At 64.5% G+C, this 21,905-nt stretch carries 18 protein-coding genes; 10 read left to right on the top strand and 8 right to left on the bottom strand.

What is annotated here, in order from left to right; genetic code table 11:
* The first annotated feature begins 260 nt into the window (after positions 1-260).
* Positions 261-3,602 carry a S41 family peptidase gene (locus MRBLMS1_RS22105; RefSeq protein ID WP_485881939.1) on the top strand — a complete coding sequence of 1,114 codons (3,342 nt, stop codon included), beginning with the start codon at positions 261-263 and terminating at the stop codon, positions 3,600-3,602.
* 5 nt (positions 3,603-3,607) lie between these two features.
* On the opposite strand, the gene MRBLMS1_RS22100 is transcribed toward MRBLMS1_RS22105, so the two are convergent.
* From MRBLMS1_RS22100 to prpR, 5 genes are all read right to left on the bottom strand, one after another.
* Positions 3,608-4,327: a LytR/AlgR family response regulator transcription factor gene (locus MRBLMS1_RS22100; protein ID WP_485881937.1), complete on the bottom strand. Its 720-nt coding sequence runs from the start codon at positions 4,325-4,327 to the stop codon at positions 3,608-3,610.
* Positions 4,324-5,382 (bottom strand): sensor histidine kinase, encoded by a 1,059-nt coding sequence (locus MRBLMS1_RS22095; RefSeq protein WP_485881935.1) that lies wholly within the window; start codon positions 5,380-5,382, stop codon positions 4,324-4,326. Before MRBLMS1_RS22095 ends, MRBLMS1_RS22100 begins: the two co-directional genes overlap by 4 nt.
* A gap of 3 nt (positions 5,383-5,385) precedes the next feature.
* Entirely contained in the window at positions 5,386-6,258 is an 873-nt protein-coding gene (locus MRBLMS1_RS22090) for an alpha/beta fold hydrolase (protein WP_485881933.1), read from the bottom strand.
* 90 nt (positions 6,259-6,348) lie between these two features.
* On the bottom strand, positions 6,349-7,287 hold the full coding sequence (locus tag MRBLMS1_RS22085) for a phytanoyl-CoA dioxygenase family protein (protein WP_485881931.1): 939 nt from the start codon (positions 7,285-7,287) through the stop codon (positions 6,349-6,351).
* Positions 7,288-7,311: 24 nt separating this feature from the next.
* The gene (gene prpR, locus MRBLMS1_RS22080; protein WP_485881929.1) at positions 7,312-8,937 is read right to left on the bottom strand and encodes a propionate catabolism operon regulatory protein PrpR; all 1,626 of its coding nucleotides are present in this window, start codon (positions 8,935-8,937) and stop codon (positions 7,312-7,314) included.
* Positions 8,938-9,148: 211 nt separating this feature from the next.
* Here prpR and MRBLMS1_RS22075 point away from each other — a divergent pair, with 211 nt between their 5' ends.
* Entirely contained in the window at positions 9,149-12,808 is a 3,660-nt protein-coding gene (locus MRBLMS1_RS22075) for a sensor domain-containing protein (RefSeq protein ID WP_485881927.1), read from the top strand.
* An 81-nt stretch (positions 12,809-12,889) separates the two neighbouring features.
* Here MRBLMS1_RS22075 and xth read toward each other — a convergent pair whose 3' ends face one another.
* Complete coding sequence (xth, locus tag MRBLMS1_RS22070; protein ID WP_128140147.1) at positions 12,890-13,654, bottom strand: exodeoxyribonuclease III; 765 nt, start codon at positions 13,652-13,654, stop codon at positions 12,890-12,892.
* A 570-nt stretch (positions 13,655-14,224) separates the two neighbouring features.
* Between xth and MRBLMS1_RS22065 the strand changes: the two genes are divergently transcribed.
* Genes MRBLMS1_RS22065 through MRBLMS1_RS22050 form a run of 4 tightly spaced genes read left to right on the top strand, consistent with a single transcriptional unit; the run spans position 14,225 to position 15,832 of the window.
* Positions 14,225-14,596 carry a phiTE_015 family protein gene (locus MRBLMS1_RS22065; protein WP_034751548.1) on the top strand — a complete coding sequence of 124 codons (372 nt, stop codon included), beginning with the start codon at positions 14,225-14,227 and terminating at the stop codon, positions 14,594-14,596.
* A gap of 10 nt (positions 14,597-14,606) precedes the next feature.
* Positions 14,607-14,795, top strand: coding sequence for a DUF1653 domain-containing protein (locus MRBLMS1_RS22060; protein WP_034751545.1), 189 nt, complete (start codon positions 14,607-14,609; stop codon positions 14,793-14,795).
* Positions 14,796-14,828: 33 nt separating this feature from the next.
* Entirely contained in the window at positions 14,829-15,299 is a 471-nt protein-coding gene (locus MRBLMS1_RS22055) for a CreA family protein (protein WP_485881924.1), read from the top strand.
* An 11-nt stretch (positions 15,300-15,310) separates the two neighbouring features.
* A complete protein-coding gene (locus MRBLMS1_RS22050; protein WP_485881922.1) occupies positions 15,311-15,832 on the top strand; it encodes a hypothetical protein in 522 nt (173 codons plus the stop codon).
* A gap of 93 nt (positions 15,833-15,925) precedes the next feature.
* Here MRBLMS1_RS22050 and MRBLMS1_RS22045 read toward each other — a convergent pair whose 3' ends face one another.
* On the bottom strand, positions 15,926-17,419 hold the full coding sequence (locus MRBLMS1_RS22045) for a leucyl aminopeptidase (protein ID WP_128140145.1): 1,494 nt from the start codon (positions 17,417-17,419) through the stop codon (positions 15,926-15,928).
* 68 nt (positions 17,420-17,487) lie between these two features.
* On the opposite strand from MRBLMS1_RS22045, the gene lptF reads away from it, so the two are divergent.
* Genes lptF through MRBLMS1_RS22025 form a run of 4 tightly spaced genes read left to right on the top strand, consistent with a single transcriptional unit; the run spans position 17,488 to position 21,171 of the window.
* On the top strand, positions 17,488-18,633 hold the full coding sequence (lptF, locus tag MRBLMS1_RS22040) for an LPS export ABC transporter permease LptF (protein ID WP_139092717.1): 1,146 nt from the start codon (positions 17,488-17,490) through the stop codon (positions 18,631-18,633).
* A complete protein-coding gene (lptG, locus tag MRBLMS1_RS22035; protein ID WP_128140143.1) occupies positions 18,630-19,799 on the top strand; it encodes an LPS export ABC transporter permease LptG in 1,170 nt (389 codons plus the stop codon). The genes lptF and lptG overlap by 4 nt, the downstream gene beginning before the upstream one ends.
* Positions 19,799-20,206 carry a sirohydrochlorin chelatase gene (locus MRBLMS1_RS22030; protein ID WP_485881919.1) on the top strand — a complete coding sequence of 136 codons (408 nt, stop codon included), beginning with the start codon at positions 19,799-19,801 and terminating at the stop codon, positions 20,204-20,206. Before lptG ends, MRBLMS1_RS22030 begins: the two co-directional genes overlap by 1 nt.
* The gene (locus tag MRBLMS1_RS22025) at positions 20,203-21,171 is read left to right on the top strand and encodes a Stealth CR1 domain-containing protein (RefSeq protein WP_485881917.1); all 969 of its coding nucleotides are present in this window, start codon (positions 20,203-20,205) and stop codon (positions 21,169-21,171) included. Before MRBLMS1_RS22030 ends, MRBLMS1_RS22025 begins: the two co-directional genes overlap by 4 nt.
* On the opposite strand, the gene MRBLMS1_RS22020 is transcribed toward MRBLMS1_RS22025, so the two are convergent.
* Positions 21,168-21,818, bottom strand: coding sequence for a hypothetical protein (locus MRBLMS1_RS22020; RefSeq protein WP_485881915.1), 651 nt, complete (start codon positions 21,816-21,818; stop codon positions 21,168-21,170). The two genes, MRBLMS1_RS22025 and MRBLMS1_RS22020, sit on opposite strands and share 4 nt — an antisense overlap.
* Positions 21,819-21,905: the final 87 nt, after the last annotated feature.

The following is a 21,905-nucleotide window of genomic DNA, read 5'->3' as shown; positions in this document are numbered from 1 at the left end:
CGGCCTCCGATGCTCACTGTGCTCTTGCACAGTTCCGCGTCTCGGCCGTAACTCGCTGCCGCTCGCTACGGTTTTGTTCGGCGTTCAGAGCGTTTCTGCTCTTGTCGAAAAACCCGCCCACGCAAGTGGCGCGGGTTTTTTTACGTCTTTGTGGGCAATAAAGAAGGTTTTCTTTGGCCTCAGTTATGCCAGAATTGCTGACCGGTATCGACATGATGTCCATGCCGTCTCATCGCCCTGACCGCTATCTGGATGCCCACATGAAAATTTCCCGCACTCTTGCCTTGCTCCTGTTGTCCGCCGGCCTGCTGGCTGACGCTGCTGCCGCGCCTGCCGGCAGCTATTTCCGTTTTCCCGCCGTGCGCGGCGACACCGTCGTCTTCACGGCCGAAGGCGATTTGTGGAAAAGCAATCTGCGCGGCGGCGCGGCGCAGCGCCTGACCACGCATCCCGGCTATGAAACGAACGCGGCGATTTCGCGCGACGGCCAGTGGCTGGCGTTTTCCGCCGCCTACGAAGGGGCGCAGGAAGCGTATGTGATGCCGTTGGCAGGCGGCTTGCCGCGCCGCATTTCGTATGACAATGGCGGCGTGCTGGTGCTGGGCTGGACGGCGCAGGGCGAGGTGCTGGTCAGCACGCAAAATACGGATGGTCCCGCCTCGCGCCGCATCGTCGCCGCCATCGACCCCGTAAAACAGACGCGGCGCGTATTTCCCGTGGCCGACGCCAACGACGCCGTGCTCGACGACTCTGGCAAGACGCTGTTCTTCACGCGTTTCGGCCTGGCCATGACCAACGACAATGTGCGCAATTACCGGGGCGGCGCGCATGCCACCCTGTGGCGCTATGAGCTCGATGGCAAGGGCGAGGCCGTGCGCATGCATACGGAGCCTGCCGTGTCGGCTGGCAACAACAAGCGCCCCATGTGGTGGCAGGGCCGCGTCTATTACATCAGCGACGAGGGCGGCAGCGACAATCTGTGGAGCATGCTGCCCGACGGCTCCGACCGCCGCGCCTTGACGACCCATACGCAGTGGGATGTGCGCAATGCGCAGCTGGGCGATGGCAAGATCGTGTATCAATTGGGCGCCGATTTGCACGTGCTGGACATGGCGGCAGGCACGGACTCGCCGCCATTGCCGATCAATCTCGTGTCCGACTTCGACCAGCAGCGCGCGCGCCAGATCCGTTCGCCGCTCGACACTCTCTCCAACGTGCAGCTGTCGGGCAAGGATGAGCGCATCATCCTGACGGCGCGCGGCAAGGTCAGCATCGCCGGCACGGGCAGCTTGCGCCGTGTCGACATCGCCATTCCGGACGGGGCAAGGGCGCGCGACGCCGTCTTTTCCAGTGACGAGAAATCCGTCTTCGCCATCGTCGACACGAGCGGAGAGAATGAAATCTGGAAATACGCCGCCGATGGCTCGGGCAAGGGCGAGCAGCTGACGACGCAGGGCGACAACCACCGCTGGAAACTGTATCCGTCGCCGGACGGGCGCTGGCTGGCCCACACGGACAAGAAGGGCCGCTTCTGGCTGCTGGACCTGGCGACCAGGGGCAACCAGTTGATCGACGACGCGGGCAAGGCGGGCGTGGACAAGCACGACGAAGTGCAATGGTCGCCCGACAGCCGCAACCTGGCCATCGTGCGCGTGGCCAGCAACGAGCAGCGCGAGCAGATCGGCCTGTATAACCTTGCATCGAAACAGCTGCAGTTCGTCACCAGCGACCGCTACACGTCCGGTTCGCCCGTGTTTTCGCCTGATGGCAAGTGGTTGTACTTCCTGTCGGCGCGCAATTTCCAGCTGGCCAACGGCTCGCCGTGGGGCGACCGCAACATGGGTCCCGTGTTCGACAAGCGCGTCGGCGTGTATGCGCTGGCGCTGCAGCCGGGTAACCGTTTCCCGTTCCAGGCCGACGATGAGCTGAGCCGTCCTGGCGTCAAGCCGCCCGAGACGGACGATGAAAAGGTGGCCGAACAGGCGGCGGAAAAGGCATTGGAAAAGGCCGGCGGCAAGTCGGCCGTGAAAAAGGCGCCTGCCACCTTGCCGGCCATCGTCAACCAGGGCCTGGCCGAGCGTTTATACGAAGTGCCGCTGGCGGCGGGCAACTACAGCGCGCTGGCCGCCGACGACAAACGCCTGTATTTCCTCGAGCGCGACAGCGGCGAGAACAAGTCCAGCCTGAAGACCTTAGCGATTGGCAATACCGGCTCCAAGCCGGAACTGCTGGTGGCCAATGTGCGCGAATTCGACCTGGCGCAGGATAAAAAACATTTGTACTACAGGACAGCAGCGGCTACTGGGCCGGGCGAGATGCTGGTGATCGAGGCGGGCGCCAAGCTGCCGGCCGACCTGTCGAAAGCCAAGGTCAAGGTTGACGACTGGACGTTTGTGTCGAATCCGCGCCTGGAATGGAAGCAGATGTTCAACGATGCCTGGCGTTTGCACCGCGACTTCCTGTATGACGCGAAGATGCGGGGCGTGAACTGGAAGGCGGCGCGCGACAAATATGCGCCGCTGGTCGAGCGGGTCACGGACCGCGCCGAGCTCAATGACGTACTGGGCATGATGGTGGCCGAAGTGGGCGCCCTGCATTCGCAGATCCGTCCCGGCGAATTGCGCCGCACGGAGCAGGAAGGCACGCCGGCGGGCCTGGGCGCCGTGCTGGCGCGCACCAGCGAGGGCTACCGGGTCGAGCATGTCTACCGCAGCGAAGCGGAATTGCCGTCGGCGCGCGCACCGCTGTCGCGCCCCGATGTGGATGTGAAGGTGGGCGACGTGATCACGGCCGTCAACGGCAAGGACGTGCTGGCCGCGCGCGACATCAGCGACCTGCTGTTGAACCAGGCAGACAAGCAGGTGCTGCTGCAAGTCAAACGGAACAAGGGTGCGCTGCGCGCGGTCATCGTCACGCCCGTCAACATGGCGAAGCAGACGGCGCTGCGCTATGGCGACTGGGAATTGAGCCGCGCCGAGCAGGTGGCCGCCGCCTCGCAGGGACGCATCGGCTACCTGCATTTGCGCGCCATGGGCGCCAATGACATCGCCTCGTTCGCGCGCGATTTTTACGCCAACATCAACCGCGAAGGCTTGATCATCGACGTGCGGCGCAATAACGGCGGCAATATCGACAGCTGGATCATTGAAAAACTGCTGCGCAAGGCCTGGGCTTACTGGGCGCCGCCTGGCGTGCAGCCATCGTCGAACATGCAGAACACTTTCCGCGGCCACCTGGTGGTGCTGGTCGATGAACTCACATATTCCGACGGCGAGACCTTCGCGGCCGGCATCAAGGCATTGAAACTGGCGCCGCTGGTGGGCAAGCGCACGGCCGGCGCCGGCGTCTGGCTCAGCGACAATACGCGCCTGGCCGACAACGGCATGGCGCGCGTGGCGGAAAATGGCCAGTTCGGTATCGACGGCCAGTGGCTGATCGAAGGCGTGGGCGTGGTGCCGGACGTGGAGGTGGAAAACCCGCCGCACGCCACCTTCAATGGCGCCGACCGCCAGCTGGAAGTGGCGCTCGACATGCTGGCGAAAAAGCTCAAGGAGCAGCCGCGCCCCGCCTTCCAGGCGCAGCCTATCCCCGCGCTGAAGTAAGGCGGCTACAGGCCGCAGGCGGCCTTGAACTGCTGCGCGCGGCGGCGCGACACCTCGACCACGCTGCCGTCCTGCAGGTGCAGGGCTAGGCCATCGGCGGCGTTCGGCGCAAGCTGCGCCACCTGCGCCAGGTTGACGATCTGGCGCCGGTTGGCGCGCAGGAACAGGGCGGGATCGAGCTTTTCTTCCAGCTGGTTCAGGGTGCGCAGCATCAGCGGACGCTGTGCGCCGAAATGCACGCGCGTGTAGTTGCCTTCCGATTCCAGCAGGCGGATATCGTCAAACGCGACAAACCAGCAGCGTTCCCCATCCTTGATGAAGACCTTGCGCGGCGCGGGCGGCGGCACGGCTTGCGCCCGCGCGCCAGCGCGCGCCAGCGCCGTGGCCAGGCGCGCCGCCTGCACGGGTTTTTGCAGGTAGTCGAGGGCGCTCACTTCGAACGCCTGCAGCGCGTACTGGTCGAAGGCCGTGCAAAAGATGACGTCGGGCGCCTCATCGAGCGCGGCCAGCAGGTCGAAACCGGAGCCGCCCGGCATCTGCACGTCGAGCAGCAGCAGGTCGGGGCGCAGCTTGCCGATCTGCGCGAGGGCATCGGCCGCGCTGGCCGCCTCGCCGACGATCTCCACGGCGCCGTGCTGCACATGCGGCGCCAGCAGCCGGCGCAGCTCGGCGCGCGCCAGGCGCTCGTCATCGACCAGCAGCACCTTCAGCGGCGATCCGTTCATGGCGGCTCCGGCAGGTCGATGGTGGCGTACACCCAGCCTGCTTGCTGGCGCAAGGCCAGGCTGGCGCGCTCGCCGCAAGCCAGCTGCAAGCGCTGGCGCGCATTGCGCAAGCCGATGCCGGTGGAGCCGGACGCGCCGCGCAGTTCTCCCGTGTTGGCCACCTCGATCTGCAGCATGTCCACGCCGGCGCCGCGCTGCGCCGCAATGCGGATGTCGCCGCCATCGGCGCTCGCTTCAACGCCGTATTTGACGGCGTTTTCCACCAGCGTTTGCACGGCCATGGGCGGCACGCGCACGTGTTCCAGGGTGGGCGCGCTGATCTCGATCGCGAAGCTGACGCGCAGGTGCTCTTCGAAGCGTATCTGCTCGATGGCCAGGTAGGCGCGCACGGCGTCCAGTTCGGCCGCCAGCGGCACGGTGGCATGCTGGCCGGACTGCAGGGCGTGGCGCATCAGGCCTGCCAGCTGGTCGATCATGTGCGCGGCCGCGTCGCGATCTTCGAAGATCAGCGCGCGCACGCTATTGAGGCTGTTGAAGAAGAAATGCGGATTGACTTGCGCCTGCAAGGCGCGCAGTTCCGCTTCCCGCCCATGCAGCTGCAGGCGCAGGGTTTCCGCTTCCAGGTGGGCGGCGCGGCGCAGCGACAGCGCCGTGAAGTAAAACACCGTCCAGGTCAAAAATACCCCGAACCAGAACAGCAGCGCGCCGGGCAGCCAGGCCAGGCCGCGCAGGACATCGGGCGGATACATGACGTGGAAGGCGGCCGTCACGCTGGCCGTCTGGATGGCGGCCAGCACGATCAGCGACGGCACGATGCGTGTCCAGCGCAGACCGCTCGCCGCCCAGCCGCGCCGCTGCAGTAAGCCATGCCACAGGTGCGACAGCAGCAGCCCGCCCAGCGAGCCCCAGCAGGCAATCGCCACGACGATGCGAAGCTGCGAGGAGCCGCCATACACGCTGTTGAATAGGGCGAGCGCACCCCAGCCAGCCAGCTGGAAGGTCCAGTACCAGTTGATCCTGGCCAGCAGCGGCGGCCGGTGCAAGGGTGCGTTCACCGCTTAGTCCAGGAACTGTTCGATGCGCGCAACCATCCAGTCCGGCTGGTCGTACATGATGAAGTGGCGCGCCGTGTCGGCCAGCGCGATCTGCACGCCGGGCAGCTGTGCATACTGCTGCTGGAAGGTCGCTTCGATGGCGGTGCGCGGTGCGTAATCCTTGTAGGCGATCCAGGTGCCCAGCACCAGGGTCGGCGATTTTATTTTCGCCACGTCCTGGCGCAGGTCGCTGGCCATCAAGGTGCCCATGGCGTTGATGACGGTTTCACGGTCCGAGCGCTGGCCCCAGCCGATGATGCGTTCCACGTCGGCCGGCGCGCTGGCCATGCTGCTTACCGTGCGGCGCTGGCTGGCGGCGTAGGTGGCGCCATCCTGCGCGCGCATGGCCGACTGCATCTGCGTCGCCATGGCTTGCAGCTGCTGCGGCGTGATGGAGGGCAGCTGCGTCGCGCCCAGCGCCGGCAGCGAGTCGACGATCAGCAGCTTGCCCGTCTGCCGCGGATGGTCGATGGCCATTTTCAGGGCCAGGAAGCCGCCCAGGCTATGCCCGATGATGGCCGGCTGGTCCAGTTTTTTCGCCACGATGTAATCGGCCAGCTGTTGTTCCGCCTGCGCCAGCAGGTCGCCTGCGATGGGCGCCACGCCGGCAAAGCCGGCCAGTGTCAGCACGTGGCATTGACGTGCGGCTTGCGGGCCGCACAGGCGCGCCACCGTGCCTTGCCAGACTTCGCCCGACGACGCCAGGCCGGGAATCAGGATCAATGGGCGGCCCTGGCCCGTGACGTCGACCGTGAAGGCTGCAGGCGCGGCGGCCTGGCTGGCGCCCGCCAGCAGCACGCCGGCGAGCAGGATACATGTTTGCAGTGTTCGTTTCATGGGGTACTCCTCCTTGACGACCATGCTAGCGGCGCAGGGGGCCGGCAGCCAGCGCCGCGGGATGAACGGCGGCAGGGCGGGATGAGTGGTTCATATCCACACATGCTGGTCCTGGCAATGGTCGGGGAGGTAGGTCAGGTATTGCACCATGCGCGGCGCCGGGCCGCGGTTGGGCGTGGCGCAATGGGGCAGGGCCTGGTGCCAGATGATGAAATCGCCGGCCATACCGTCGACGGGCACGGGCCGCAAGTTGTCGACGGCCCATTCGCGCGGCTGGCGGCCCGGCGGCACTTGCCGCAGCCAGTCGGCCATGTGGTGCTGGAAGCCGGGCACGCAGTGAAAGGCGCCATGCTGCGCGGGACAGTCGCTCAGGTACAGCATGCCTTGCAGCTTGAACGGTACCGGCTGTTGCAGGCTGACGTCCCAGTGCAGGGCACTGCCAGGAAAGCTGTGCTGCGGCGTTTCCGGCGGATTGAAACTCACCTTGTCGATGCTGGCGTAGATGCCGGTGCTGGTACCGGCGCTGGTGTCATATAGCTGCTGGCAGGCGTGGCGGATGTGCGCGCTATGGCGGTTTTCCTCGAGGGCCCGATGGTCGGAAAATTGCAGCATCAGGCCCCGCTTGCCCGGGTGCGGCCGGTACCACGATGCCGGATCATCGGGGCTGGCGCCCAGGTAGTCCCAGATGGCCGCCCGGGCAGCTGCACACTGCGCGCGCGGCACGGCGCCGCGCAGCACCAGATAGCCGTGCTCCTCGAAATGGCGCAGGTCGGCGGCGGACAGCACGTCCTGGTGGGGGCTGGCGGCGTGCGCCGGACGGATGCGCGTGCGGCCAGCCAGCCACGCCTGGAAAGCTTCCAGGGTAGGGCGTTGCTGGAACAGGAACTGCATGGCGTCTTCCATGGAAATGCCGCGCGCATACAGCGCCTTGATGTCCCGGTGGTCGCGCGCGAGTCCCTGGTTGCCGCTCGCGCCACCATGTCCCGTGCAGCGTTGCCATAACTCGTGCAGGTGGGGCCAGTCGTCCATGGTGAGTAGGGAATGGTTGAAAAATCAGCCGGCGCGCAGGCGGCGCCACAGCGTGGTGCGGCTGATGCCGAGGTAGTGGGCGGCGGCGTCGCGGCGTCCGCCGAAGCGCGCCAGCACTGCGCTGGCGCTTTCGTCTTCCTGGCGAGGCGGCACGGTGGCGGCAGGCGCTGGAGGCAGCGCCGGTGTGCCTGCAGCGTTGGCCAGTTCTGGCGCCACGCCCAGCACGAAGGCGGGCGTCAGCGCCTGCAGCGGTTCGGCGGCCAGGAACAGGGCCAGGCGCTCGGCCAGGTTGCGCAGTTCGCGCACGTTGCCGGGCCAGTCGTAGCGGCGCAGCAGCGGCGCGCAAGCCTGGACTTCCGCGTGCAGATTGGGGTGCGGACGGGCGCCCAGCGCGGCCAGCGCGTTTTTCAGCGACCATTCCGCCAGGCCGGGAATGTCGCTGGCGCGTTCGCGCAGGGCGGGCAAATGCAGGCGCAGCACGGCCAGGCGGTAGAACAGGTCGGCGCGGAAGCGGCCTTCGCGGATGCGCTGCTCCAGGTCGCAGTGCGTGGCGCTGATGATGCGCACATTGATGGCGACGGGCCGCGTGCCGCCCACGCGCACCACTTCGCGCTCTTCCAGCACGCGCAGCAGGCGCGTTTGCAGGGCCAGCGGCATTTCGCCGATTTCGTCGAGGAACAGGGTGCCGTGGTTGGCCGCTTCGAACAGGCCCGCATGGCCGCCCCGGCGCGCGCCCGTGAAGGCCCCGTCCTCGTGGCCGAACAGTTCCGATTCCAGCAATGACTCGGCGATGGCGCCGCAGTTGATGGCGATGAAGGGCCGGTTGGCGCCCAGGCTGCGCGGGCTTTCGCGGTGGATGGCCTGCGCCACCAGTTCCTTGCCGCTGCCCGTCTCGCCCTGAATCAGCACCGTCGCCGGCGAGCGCGCAAACAGCACCACCGACTGGCGCAGCGCTTCCATCGCTTCCGATTCGCCGCGCAAATCGTGCAGGCCGTGGCGCGCGCGCAGGGTGTCGGCGACCACCGCGCGGCGTCCCCGCGTCGATTCGATCTGGGTCAGGCGCGCCAGTTCCAGCGCGTCGTCGAAGGCGCGCCGGATGGCCGTGGCCGAATACACGAAGACGGCGTCCAGCCCGGCTTCCTCGGCCAGATCGGTGACGAGGCCCGCGCCGACGACGGCTTTCACACCGGCCGCCTTTAGTTCATTGATCTGCGCGCGCGCGTCTTCCTCGGTGGCATAGGTGCGCTGCGCGATCTGGAAGCCGAAGGTGGCGGCAAATTCGGCCAGTTCCGGCATCGGGTCCTGGTAGGTGACGACGCCGATGTGCGGCGAGATGCGCCGCGCGCGCGCCAGCGCCTGCATCACGTCGTAGCCGCTGGCCTTGGCGATGATGACGGGCACCGACAGCCGGCCTTTCAGGTAGGCGCCGTTCGAGCCGGCCGCGATGACGGCGTCGCAGCGCTCCGTGGCCATGCGTTCGCGGATATGGCGCACGGCGTCGTCGAAGCCCAGGTTGATCGGTTCGATCGTCGCCAGGTCGTCGTACTCGAGCGTGATGTCGCGGAACAGGTCGAACAGCCGCGAGACGGAGACGGTCCAGATGACGGGTTTGTCGCGGTGGTCGAGCGGAGGTTGGAGAGGGCGGCGCATGCTTTATTCTAAACGATTTGTTTCATTTTCTTGCCATGCAACGGGGTTGCAACGAACGTGTTGCAAGTGGTCTGTGGCGTTTCAGATATTGCCAATGAGGAATATGAAAAAACCCCGAGAAACTGGTTTATGATCTAGCAGCACCATGATGCTTGAGAGAATTCTTGCCCAGGCACATGTTTATCTCGTCCTTAACCGTCCCATGGTGTCCATGAACCGCGTACCGACCAGTCCCGATTTCATCGCCGATGCCTTGCAGTTGATCGCCTTGCCGGCTTGCGCCTGCGATGCCTGCGGCATGGTGGTGGCGGCGAATGGCGCGTTGCAATCCTTGCTGGGCAGGGATATAGCGGGCCGGCTGCTGGCCGACTGTTTTACGGACGCCTACCGCGCATCGAGTACCAGCATGCTGCGCGGCGCGCTCGGTGCGGCCGGGCGCGAGCGGCAGTGGGACAGCAGCTTGCAAGGGGTATCGGGCGCCATCGCCGTGCAGGTCTGGTCGAGGCCGCTGCTGGTGGACGACGGCTTGCCGGGCGCGACCCTCGTGTTTGCCGACATCCGCGTGCAGCAGCGCGACCAGCAAGCCTTGCGCAAGACCATGCTCGAGCAGCAGGCCATCCTGGAAAGCGCGGCCGTCGGCATCATCTTTTCCAAGGGCGGCTTCATCGAGGAGTGCAATATCCGCGCTGCCGAGATGCTCGGCTATGCGCGCCATCAGCTGACGGGCATGCCGGGCGCGGTGCTGTACCGCTCCGCCGAGCATTGCCGGGCCCTGGGACTGGAAGCGGCGCCGCTGCTCTCGAAGGGCAAACCATACCGCACGGAGCTGGAATTGCGGCGCCAGGATGGCAGCTTGTTCTGGAGCCGTTTGCACGGGCGCGCCGTCGATCCCCTCAATACGCATGACGGCACGGTCTGGATCATCGAAGATATCAGCGACCACCGGCGCGATGAAGACCAGCTGCGCCGCGCCATGCTGGAAATGCAGGCCGTGATGGACAACGCGCCGCTGGCCATCGGCTTCCAGCGCGACAAGGGCGTGCTGCGCTACAACCGGCGCTTCGCCGAATGCTTCGGCTTCGATGGCGACAGCGGCGTGGGCCTGGCCGTCGCCGACCTGTATCCGTCGCGCGCGGCGTACGAGAACGTCGTGCGGCAGGCCGCGCCCCTGCTGCGGCGCGGCCTGCCGTTCCAGGGCGAGATGGAGATGCGCCGCCGCGACGGTTCGACCTTCTGGGCGCTGGCCTACGGCTATGTGCTGAACCCGGAAAACCAGCCCGACCGCGCGCTGCGCGACACGATCTGGCTGTTCGATGACCGCAGCGCGCAAAAGGCGGCCGAGGAGGCGACGCGCCAGCTGATGCTCGAGCAGCAGGCCATCCTCGACAACGCCTCCGTCGGCATCCTGTTTTCGCGTTCGCGCCTGATCCTGCGCTGCAATCCCCGCTTCGCCGAAATGTTCGGCTACACGCAGGACGAGATGATCGGCCTGCCCGCCACCGAGCTGTTTCCCTCGCCCGCCGCCTACGAGGCATTCGGCGTGCAGGCCACGCCGCTGCTGGGACAGGGCTTGCCTTACGAGCAGGACGAATCGCTGTTCCGCCGCCGCGACGGCAGCCTGTTCTGGTGCCGCATCCGCGCCAAGGCCGTCGACCAGACGCACAGCGAGCAAGGCGCCATCTGGATCCTCGAAGACATCACGGCCAGCCGCCAGGCGCAGATGGAAGTGGCGGCCATCATGACGAATGCCTCGGTCAGCATCCTGTACACCAAGAACCGCCAGATCACGCGCTACAACCTGGGCTTTGCCGCGATGTTCGGCTACAGCGGCGACGAGGCGCTGGGCTTGCCCGGGCGCGCGCTGTACGTGTCGCAGCAATCGTACGATTTATTGGGTGCGGCCGCGTTTCCCTTCCTGTCCGTCGGCAAGCCGTTCCAGACGGAAGTGGAGATGATGCGCCGCGACGGCAGCACGCTGTGGGCGCAGCTGATCGCCTATGTCGTCAACCCGGACGACCCGGCCGCCGGCACCATCTGGATCATCGAGGACCGCACGGAAGCCAAGCGCGCCGAAGAATCCCTGCGCAACGCGCTGCTGGAAAACCAGGCCATCCTCGACAGCGCCGTGCTGGGTATTTCGGTGATAGAGGGCGGCTACAATTTGCGCGCCAACAGCAAGATGGAAGAGCTGTTCGGCTATGGGCCTGGCGAGATCAACGGCCTGTCCGTGCGGGCCCTGTATCCGGACGTGGCCGCGTGGAAGGTGGCGCGCGGCGAGACGGCGCGCGATTTCGAGGCGGGCAGGGTACACATGTCGGAATACCAGCTGGTGCGCAAGGATGGCAGCCGCTTCTGGGCGCGCCTGTCGGGCCGGCCGTTCGACCTGGCGCATGCGCATGGCCGTTCCGTGTGGCTGGTCGATGACGTGACGGCGCGCCGCGAGGCGGCCGAGGCGGTGCGCCGCGCGCGCGACGAACTGGAACTGCGCGTGCAGGAACGCACGGCCGAACTGGCCGGCGCCAACCTGCTGCTGCAGGGCGAAATCGCCGAGCGGCGCCAGGCCGAGGCGCGCGTGCACCACATGGCCTACCACGACAACCTGACGGGCTTGCCGAACCGCGCGCTGCTGTCGGACCGGCTGGAACGGGCCATGCTGGCCTCGCAGCGCTCGGGGCGCAAGCTGGCCGTGATGTTCATCGACCTCGATCGCTTCAAGACGATCAACGATTCGCTCGGCCACATGACGGGCGATTTGCTGCTCAAGGAAGTAGCCGCCCGGCTGTGCGGCGCCGTGCGCGCCAGCGACACGGTGGCGCGCCTGGGCGGCGACGAATTCGTCGTGCTGGTGCCTGGCATCCGCAGCGGCGACGAAGCGGCGCGCGTGGCCGAGAAAATTATCGAGGCGCTCACGCCCGCCTTTCCGCTCGACGGCCATGTGCTGCACGTGACGCCATCGATCGGCATCTGCGTGTATCCGGACGATGGCGGCGACGTCGACGCCCTGATGCGCCATGCCGATGCGGCCATGTACCACGCCAAGGGCAATGGCCGCAACAACTACCAGTTCTTCACGCAGACGATGAACCAGGCGGCGGCCCTGCATTTTGATCTGGAAAGCAGCTTGCGCACGGCGCTGGCGCTGCAGCAGTTCGAACTGGTTTACCAGCCGATCATCGATATCGCCACGCGCCGCCTGCACGGCATGGAAGTGCTGCTGCGCTGGCGCCGTCCCGGCCACGGCCTGGTGCTGCCGGACCGCTTCATTCCCATCATGGAGGAAAACGGCTTGATCGTGCCGGTGGGCGAATGGGTGATGCGCCAGGCCTGCGAGCAAAGCATGGCCTGGCAGCGCCAGGGCTTGCAGCCGGTGCCGCTGGCGGTGAATCTGTCGCCGCGCCAGTTCATGCACAAGGGCCTGGTGGCGGCGATTGGCGCCGTGGTGCGGGATACGGGCATCGATCCGTCGCTGCTGGAATTCGAGATCACCGAGACGGCGCTGATGCAGCACGGCGAGCATACGCTGGAGATTCTGCGGCAGATCAATGGCATGGGCCTGCGCCTGTCGATCGACGATTTCGGCACCGGCTATTCCAGCCTCGCTTACCTGAAGCGCTTCCCCGTGAAGAAGGTCAAGATCGACCGCGCCTTCATCAAGGACCTCGAGCACAGCGCGGAAGACCGCGCCATCGTGGCGGCCATCATCGCGCTGGCCGACAGCCTGCAATTGTCGGCCGTGGCCGAAGGCGTGGAAACGGAAGAACAGTTCGCGCTGCTGCAGGCGAACGGCTGCCGCTATGCGCAGGGTTATCTGTTTTCCGCGCCGGTACCGGCAGCGAATGCGCAATCGCTGCTGGAGCGTCTTCCTGCTTAGTCGATCGTCGCGATGACGGGTGCATGGTCGGACGGCTGTTGCCAGTTGCAAGTGGTCCCCTGTCGATGATGCCCGTATCGGTCAGTCGATAGTGGCAACGACTGGCGCATGGTCGGACGGCTGTTCCCACTTGCGGGGCACGCGGTCGATCACGCAAGCCTTGCAGCGGCCGGCCAGGGCGGGCGAGAGCAGGATGTGGTCGATGCGCAGGCCCTTGTTCAGGCGGAAGCCCAGCTGGCGGTAATCCCACCAGCTGAACGATTTGTCCGCCTGCTCGAACAGGCGGAAGGCGTCCGTCAGGCCGATGTCGAACAGGCGCTGCAGGGCGGCGCGTTCCTTGTCCGAGACCAGTACCTGGCCGGCCCAGGCGACGGGATCGTGCACGTCGCGGTCGTCGGGCGCGATATTGTAGTCGCCGACGACGGCCAGCTGCGGGTGCTGCAGCGCTTCTTCGGCCAGCCAGTCGTGCAGGGCGGACAGCCAGCCCAGCTTGTATTCGTATTTGTCCGAGTCGACGCTCTGGCCGTTCGGCACGTAGGCGCAGACGACGCGCACGCCGCCAATGGTGGCGGCCAGGATGCGCTGCTGCGCATCTTCATAGCGGGGGTTGTTCTTGATCACGTCGGTGATCGGCAGCTTCGACAGGATGGCCACGCCGTTGTAGGTTTTCTGGCCGCTGAAGACCACCTGATAGCCGGCCGCCTCGATCTCTGCGACGGGGAACTTGTCATCCGTGAGCTTGGTCTCTTGCAGGCACAGTATGTCGACCGGGTTGTCGGCCAGCCATTGCAGCACTTGCGGCAGGCGCACTTTGAGCGAGTTGACGTTCCAGGTGGCGAGTTTCATGGGAAAAATCCTTGCTTGAATAGGTGGCGATAGGCGCGAATCTTACCGCATGCGTGTCGATGGCGTCCTGTCGCGCTTGCCGGGCATAAGCTTTATTTACTGGCAGGAAAAAAGGGGTGCCAATAAAGTATTTGTATTTAACCAATCGTGGCGCATGAATATTATGTTTTTGTGTATCATTGATCAACCCCTATGTTTGATTTCGCATAAGTGGCTGGCGCGGCAGGCTGCGTCTCGCCATTTAGCGCGACAAAGGTGTAAAGTTTCTCGCTAAAACGCGATAAAAACTACTAAAATGGCACAATGTAACAACTGTGTCATACGGCTTTGTTACAGCCCAGTTAAGAACCGAACAGGAAGCAGTTGTAATTAGTTGTAATTGCTATTCCGATTACATGACCACTGTGCCGGGGATGGAGTGTCAATTCCATCCCGGGCGCCGCCAGACTTGTTATATAAATTGCAGTACTGTATCTATGAGACTGTTTTGCGACATCAATAGATGGTACTATTTTGAAATGTTGCAGTTTTAATAGTGAGACTTGCGCGTAGCATTTGCAAAGGAAGAAAATGCGAACTGCATTTGAAGCGTGGGCGCAGCGTGACGGCCACATTGTGCGGCGAAGAGAAGACAAACCGGATGAGTACCTGATTTTCGAGACCCAGCGCCGCTGGGTTATCTGGCAGGCAGCTCTGACGCATGGCAAGACGGCTGCCAAGCCGCGCGTGAGCGCGGCCGAAAAGGCGGCGAAAGCCCAGCGCGCGCTGGAAATGTCCTCCGATGAAGCGACCGTGCGCAACAAGGTGCTCAATGAAGTGCTCGACGCCTTCAGTGGCGCCGATGGCGCGGCCGGCATGGAAGGCATACTGAAAGTGATCCAGGGCCTGAAGCAGAAGCAGAAGGCGCTGGCCGACGACAAGAGCGAAGATTCAACGGCTTGAGGGGACGGCGATGCGTTATCGGCACTACAAGGGCGGCATTTACGAACTGGTGTGCGAAGCCACGCTGGAAGCGGATCTGACGCCGATGATCGTCTATCGCGCCGAGGACGGTTCCATCTGGACCCGGCCGAAAGACGTGTTTTTTCAACTGATCGAAGTCGAAGGCGTCATGGTCCAGCGTTTCGCTCCCATCAACTGATGGCCGCCTGCGTGCGTGCCCGGGATTTTCTTCATGCGTAAATTGCTGCCTGCCGCTTTGGTGCTGGGCTTTGCCTGCGCCGCGGCACAGGCCGAAACCATCGGTTCGGTCGACACGGTGTTCAAGCTGATCGGCCCAGACCACAAGATCGTCGTCGAAGCATATGACGATCCGCGCGTCGCCGGCGTCAGCTGCTATCTGTCGCGCGCCAAGACCGGGGGGCTGAAGGGCGCCGTCGGCCTGGCCGAAGACAAGGCCGATGCGTCCGTGGCCTGCCGCCAGGTGGGGCCGCTGCAATTCAAGGGCAAGCTGCCGCGCCAGGAAGAAGTGTTTACCGAGCGTGCCTCGATCTTCTTCAAGCACGTGCGCGTCGTGCGCATGGTCGACAGCAAGCGCAATGCGCTTGTCTACCTCGTGTATTCCGACCGCCTGATCGAGGGCAGTCCGAAAAACAGCGTCACCGCCGTCGCCGTGCCCGGCGGCCAGCCGATTCCCGTCCGTTAAGCGAGCTACCCATGCGCGTCCCATCGTCTGCAGCCCTTGCCGCCAGGACGCTGCTGCTGTTTGGCCTGGGCGGCTGCGCCACCCTGACGGGCAACACCGAGCAGATGGTGCTGGTGCAAACCATCCAGGACAACCGCGAGCTGACCGGTGCCGGCTGCATCCTCAGCAATGACGTGGGCAAGTGGTTCGTCACCACGCCTGGACGCATCACCATCCGCAAGAGCCAGGAACCGTTGAAGGTCGATTGCCGCAAGCATGGCTCTCCCGCCATCGCGACGGACGACCATATCGATCCCAAGCTCAATGGCAGCGTCTGGGGCAATGTCATCCTGACCCTGGGCGTCGGCTATTTCGTCGACCGCAACACGGGCGCCGGCTTCGACTACCCGTCGATTCTGACCATCGTCATGCAAGACCCGGCGCGTTTGGCGCCGCCGCCCGCGCCGATTCCAGCGCCGCCGGCCGCCGTGCCGGAAAAGGTGGTGCAGCCCAAGGTGGCGCCATCGCCGTTGCCCAATCCCGTCGTCTACTGATTAATACACACGAAAAAAAGCCGCCAGGGTCAGTGACCATGGCGGCTGCTTCGCGACGCCGGTAGCGCAGGGCGCTGCCGGCAAGGCGTCAACTTAGACCCGGTTGATCAGGAACGTCGTCAAGAGTGGTACTGGACGGCCGGTCGCGCCTTTTGCGCCGCCCGATTTCCATGCCGTGCCGGCGATGTCCAGATGTGCCCAGGTGTACTTCTTGGTGAAGTTTTCCAGGAAGGCCGCTGCCGTCACCGAACCGCCGCCTGGCGTGCCGATGTTGGCCAGGTCGGCGAAGTTCGACTTCAGCTGCTCGTTGTACGCCTCTTCGATCGGCATGCGCCATGCCGTGTCGCTCGACTGCTTGCCCGCTGCCAGCAGTTCATTGGCCAGCTGGTCATGCGCCGCATCGCTGCGTGTAAACAGGCCGCTGTTGTGGTGGCCCAGGGCCACGACGCAAGCGCCCGTCAGGGTGGCGATATCGACGACGGCTGCCGGCTTGAAGCGTTCGGCGTAGGTCAGCGCGTCGCACAGCACCAGGCGGCCTTCGGCATCCGTGTTCAGCACTTCGATGGTCAGGCCGTTCATGGAGGTGACGATGTCGCCCGGCTTGGTGGCGCGGCCCGATGGCATGTTTTCGCACGCGGCGATGACGCCGATGACGTTCAGCTTCAGGTTCATTTCGCCGATGGCGCGGAAGGTGCCCAGCACCGAGGCGGCGCCGCACATGTCGTACTTCATTTCATCCATGCCAGGACCGGCCTTGATCGAAATGCCGCCCGTGTCGAAGGTGATGCCCTTGCCGACCAGGACGACCGGCGCATCCTTGGCCTTGCCGCCCATGTGCTTCAGGACGATGAATTTCGGCGGCTGCTCGCTGCCGTTGGTGACGGACAGGAAGCTGCCCATCTTCAGCGCTTCGAGCTGTTTGCGGTCCAGTACTTCGACTTCGAACTTGTAATCCTTGGCCAGCTGCTTGGCCGTGTTGGCCAGGTAGGTCGGGTTGGCGATGTTCGCAGGCAGGTCGCCCAGGTTGCGCGTCAGGTCGGAACCGTTGGCGATGGCGATGGCTTGCGCCAGCGCGCCGCGTGTGGCGCTTGTCGCTGGCGCTGCCAGGACGATCTTGCGCACGCCTGCCGGCGCCGGATCTTTTTTGCTTTTTTGCGAGTCGCAGCGGTATTCGCTGTCGTGGGCGGCTTGCACCACACAACGGATTGCCCAATTTACGTCGCGCTCTTTCACTTCAGCCAGCGGTAGTGCGATAATGGCGTCCGCAGCGCCCAGCGAGCCGAAGGCCTTCAGTGCGGCTTGTACGCCGGTTGTGAAGCTTTTTTCGCTGACAGTGTCATCGCTGCCCATGCCTACCAACAGAACACGTTCGGCGGCGACGCCATCGACTGCGCGCAGCAGCAAGGTGCTGCCAGGCTTGCCGCTGATGTCGCCGGACTTCAGCGCAGCGGAAATCGCACCTTTGCTGTCCAGCGATTTTGCCGCTGGCGACAGTTTTTTGTTTTCGAATACCGCAACCGCGATGCATCCGCTTTTGGCCGTGCCGAGGGTGCTCTTGGTATCGAATGCTTTTATGCTAAAGTCCATTTGGTTCTCCGTTTTCATTTTACTAGTAACGTGTTACTCAACTAACTGATCCGAATTATAAACTCCGAATGATCTTTCAACGCGCCCTTCGACGTGAATTGGCTAGTGCCGCCGGGGCCACCTTCACAGTTTTGTTCAGCATCCTGCTCACCTGGATGCTGATTGGTATTCTCGGCAAGGCGGCGGGCGGCAAGATCGCGTCGTCCGACGTCATGTCGCTGATGGTTTTTTCCGCCCTGATGCAGCTGCCCACCATCATCATCCTCACCGGATTCATTTCGGTGCTGATGGTCGTCACGCGCAGCTACAAGGAGTCGGAGATGGTCGTGTGGTTCGCCTCCGGCCTGAGCCTGTCGCGCTGGATCTGGCCCGTGCTCAGTTTCGGCTTGCCGCTGGTGCTGGCCACGGGCGTCCTGAGCCTGTACGCCACGCCGTGGGCGCAAAAGAAAAGCGATGAATATGTGGCGCGCTTTGAAAAGCGCGAAGACCTGCAGAAAGTCACGCCGGGCCAGTTCCGCGAATCGGCCGGCAGCAACCGCATCTTCTTCGTCGAGGGCGTCAGCGGCGAAAAGAACGTGGTGCAGAACGTCTTCGTCAATACCGTCGATGAAAAAGGCAGCGCCGTCGTCGTCGTCGCCAAGGAAGGCGTGATCAATACCGACGCCAAGGGCGAACGCTTCCTCGTGCTCAAGAGCGGCCGCCGCTACCAGGGCGTGCCGACGCAGGCGGACTTCCAGACCATGGAATTCGAACAGTACATCATGCGCATCGAGAGCAAGCAGCAGGAGATGGGCGCTGACCTGGGCGTGCGCGCCATGAGCACCGTGGCGCTGGTCGAGGCGAACAACCAGTTCACCATGGCCGAATTGCTGTGGCGGGTCAGCGCGCCCCTGATCGGCCTGATGCTGATCCTGCTGGCCATTCCGCTGGGCTTTGTCAATCCGCGCGCCGGCAGTTCGGCCAATCTGATTATCGCGCTGCTGATTTTCTTTACGTACAGCAACCTGATCAAGGTTATCGAAGCGAGCGTGAAGCAGGGCCGCCTGACCTTCGGCCTGGCCTGGTGGCCGCTGCACCTGCTGGCGGCGCTGGCCGTGGTGCTGCTGTTTGCGTGGCGCCTGAATGTGAACCACCGCTATCATCCGCTGGTCCTGCTGGCGGCTTTCAAGCGCGCGCGCCGCGCCGGCAATACAAGTAAAGCGGTACCGAAATGAAGATTTTACAGCGCTATTTTGCGGTCTCGATATTCCAGGCGGTGCTGTTCGTGCTGCTGGCCTTTTTGGCACTGCAAGCCTTCATCGACCTGACGGGCGAGCTGCCCAAGGTGGGTCGCAACGGCTACACCATCCAGTATGCCTTCCTGTATGTGCTGGTGCTGGTGCCGGGGCACGTGTACGAGGTGATGCCGATTGCGGCGCTGATCGGCACCATCTACACGATGGCGCAGTTTGCCGCCAGTTCCGAATTCACCATCATGCGCGCATCGAGCATGTCGACGGCGATGGCGGCCGGTTTCCTGTTCCGCATCGGTATCGTCTTCGTCGTCATCACCTTTATCTTCGGCGAGTTGATCACGCCACGCACGGAACCGCTGGCCGAACGCCTCAAGCTGACCTCGCGCGGCGCGGCCGTGTCGAGCGAGTTTCGCTCGGGCCTGTGGACCAAGGACATGGTCAAGAGCGATGGCTTGACGGGCACCGTCACCGGCTCGCGCTTTTTCAATGTGGGCGAAGCGCGTCCGGACGGCCAGCTGAAAAACGTCAAGCTGTATGAATTCGACACCGATATGCGCTTGCGCACCCTGACCGTGGCCAAGGGGGCGACGTACCAGGGCAATAATATCTGGCGCCTGACCGATGTGACGGAAACCTCGTTCTCGAACAGCGCGGCCACGTCGCCCGGCTTCGAGCCGAAGCTGGAGAACTACTATGGGCAGGAAACGAGCCTGGTGCGCACGGTGCAAAGCGCCAGCAAGGACATGATGTCGGAAGTGACGCCGAAGATCCTGACGGTGTCGGCGTCCGATCCCGAGCGCATGTCGGCCAGCGAACTGGCCGTGTACACGCGCCACCTGGCCGAGAACAAGCAGGAAACCGAACGTTTCCGCATCGCCTTCTGGAAAAAGCTGATCGATCCGCTGGCCATTTTCGTGCTGATGGCCCTGGCGCTGCCGTTCGCCTACATGCATACGCGCAGCGGCGGCATCAGCCTGAAGATCTTCATCGGCATCATGATCGGCGTGAGCTTCATGCTGGTCAACACCCTGTTCTCGCATCTTGGGCTGCTCAGCACCTGGCCGGCCTTCCTGACGGCGGTGGCGCCGAGTGCCCTGTATCTGCTGCTGGCGCTGGGCGCCCTGTGGTGGGTGGAGCGGCACTGATGGAGACGAACGTGAAACAGGCACTGATCTTGTTTGCCCATGGCGCGCGCGCCGCATCGTGGGCCGCGCCCTTCGAGCGCCTGCGCGACCTGACCCAGGCGCGCATGCCAGGCAGCAGCGTGCACCTGGCCTTCCTGGAACTGATGACGCCACGCCTGCCCGAACTGGTGGCGGCTCTGCTGGCCGAGCTGCCCGCAGGCGCCATCCTGGACGTCACCGTGGTGCCCGTGTTCCTGGGACAGGGCGGGCATGTGCTGCGCGACTTGCCGCTGCTGCTGGAAGAACTGCGCCAGCAGCATCCGTCACTGCGCCTGAAGGTGGTCGAGGCGGTGGGCGAGAACGCCAGCGTGCTGGCCGCCATCGCCGATTACTGCGTGGCGGCGCCAGGTTCCAGCCCTATCCCTTGAGCGGGATCGACATCGTCTACCTGTGGGTAGACGGCGCCGATCCCGCCTGGCGCGCGCGCCGGCAGCGCGCCTATGCCGCCTGGGCGCAGGCGCATCCGGGACAGCTGGCCCTGCACGGCAACGTGGCGGGGCGCTACCGCGACAACGGCGAACTGCGCTACAACCTGCGCGCGCTCGAGCGCTTCTTTCCCGGCCACGGCCATGTCTACCTGCTGACGGACCGGCAAGTGCCGGCCTGGCTGTGCGCCTCACCGCGCCTGACGGTGATCGACCATGCGAGCCTGATGCCCGATGCATCCTTGCCCGTGTTCGACTCCGGTCATATCGAATCGTATCTGCACCATATTCCGGGCCTGTCCGAACGCTTCCTGTACCTGAACGACGACGTATTTTTCGGCGCGCCGTTCGAGCCCGCGTTCTGGTTCGGGGAGGAAGGGGAGGGGCGTTTGAGTGTTTTCACGGAGAGCGCGCCGCACGATGATCTGCAGGACTTGCGCGCCGACGTGGCGGCGCCAGTCAACTGCGCTACGCTGTCGCGGCAATGGCTGTCGGCGCAATATGCGGAATACCTGCATGAACCGCGCCTGTATGCGCATGCGCCGCGGCCCATGCTGAAAAGCGCGCTGCATGCACTGGAAGGGCTGGCGCCGACCATGTTTGCCGGCGTGCGCGCGACGGTGTTCCGCTCGTGGCAGGTGCCGGCATTGCTGCCCGACCTGGTGCCGCGCTGGATGGTGCATCAGGGATTCGCACGCTCGCGCATGCTCGATCCGCTGCATATCGCCAGCGGCGATGTGGCGGCGCCGCGGCAGCTTGAGGAGCTGACGGCGCGTTTCGGCAGCTTGCCGTTTTTCTGTATCAACGATACCTGCGACGAAGCCGACGACGACGACCCGCGCCTGCTGCGCGTGGCCGCTACCTTGCAGCGGCTGCTGCCGCTGCCATCCTCATTTGAAGGCGGTTAAGCCGATTTCTTCTTCGGCGCCAGGCTGATGCGGGCGGCGGCCGTGCTGTCGGACAGCGAAGCAAGGAACAGCAGCAGATAGGCGCCCAGTTCGAAGACTTCCTCGCCCAGCAGCGCGTAGGCGTCGGGCATGCCATGGAAGACCTTCTTGTCGAAGGGCCAGCCGGCGGCCATCAGCAAGCCGCCGATGGCCGTCAGGATGGTGATGCGCATGCTGAAAATCAGGCCCGCATGGGCAAACACCTTGCGCGCGCGCGGCGCGAAGAAGATCAGCAAGCGTATCAGGATCAGCAATTCCACCACGCGCAGGGCTTTTTCCAGCTGTGCCCAGAAGGGCGCCGTGCCGAACTGGTCGATATCGAGTTCGCGCAGCAGGAAGCCGAACAGCAGCGCGCACAGGCCCGCATGCATGAGGAAGCGCAGGGACTGGCGGTCTGTCTCTTGCCAGGCGCGCACGCCGTGCACGGTGCAAGCGAGGGCCAGGAACAGCGCCTGCAGCCATTCCAGCAAATGGTTTTCGTCGTCGATATTCGGAAACACCGTCCACAGGGCGATGGAGGCGAGCATGCTTAACAGCACAGCGCTGGCGACGCCGACATTGCTGCGGCTGAGCGAAGTCAGGGCTTCGCGCATGGAGGTGAAATTCATGTGTGGTCGTAAGGCTAAAGTTGCGCGGCGCGGTATTGCAGCCTGCGGGCGCAGCTTTTTTCGGGGAGATTGCCAGGGCTCCCGTCA

The organism is Massilia sp. LMS1-1-1.1 (assembly GCF_040815535.1).
GTDB classification, from domain to species: domain Bacteria; phylum Pseudomonadota; class Gammaproteobacteria; order Burkholderiales; family Burkholderiaceae_D; genus Janthinobacterium; species Janthinobacterium aestuarii.
Note: the sequence above shows the minus strand (reverse complement) of the source record. Positions and strands in the feature narration are given on the sequence as shown.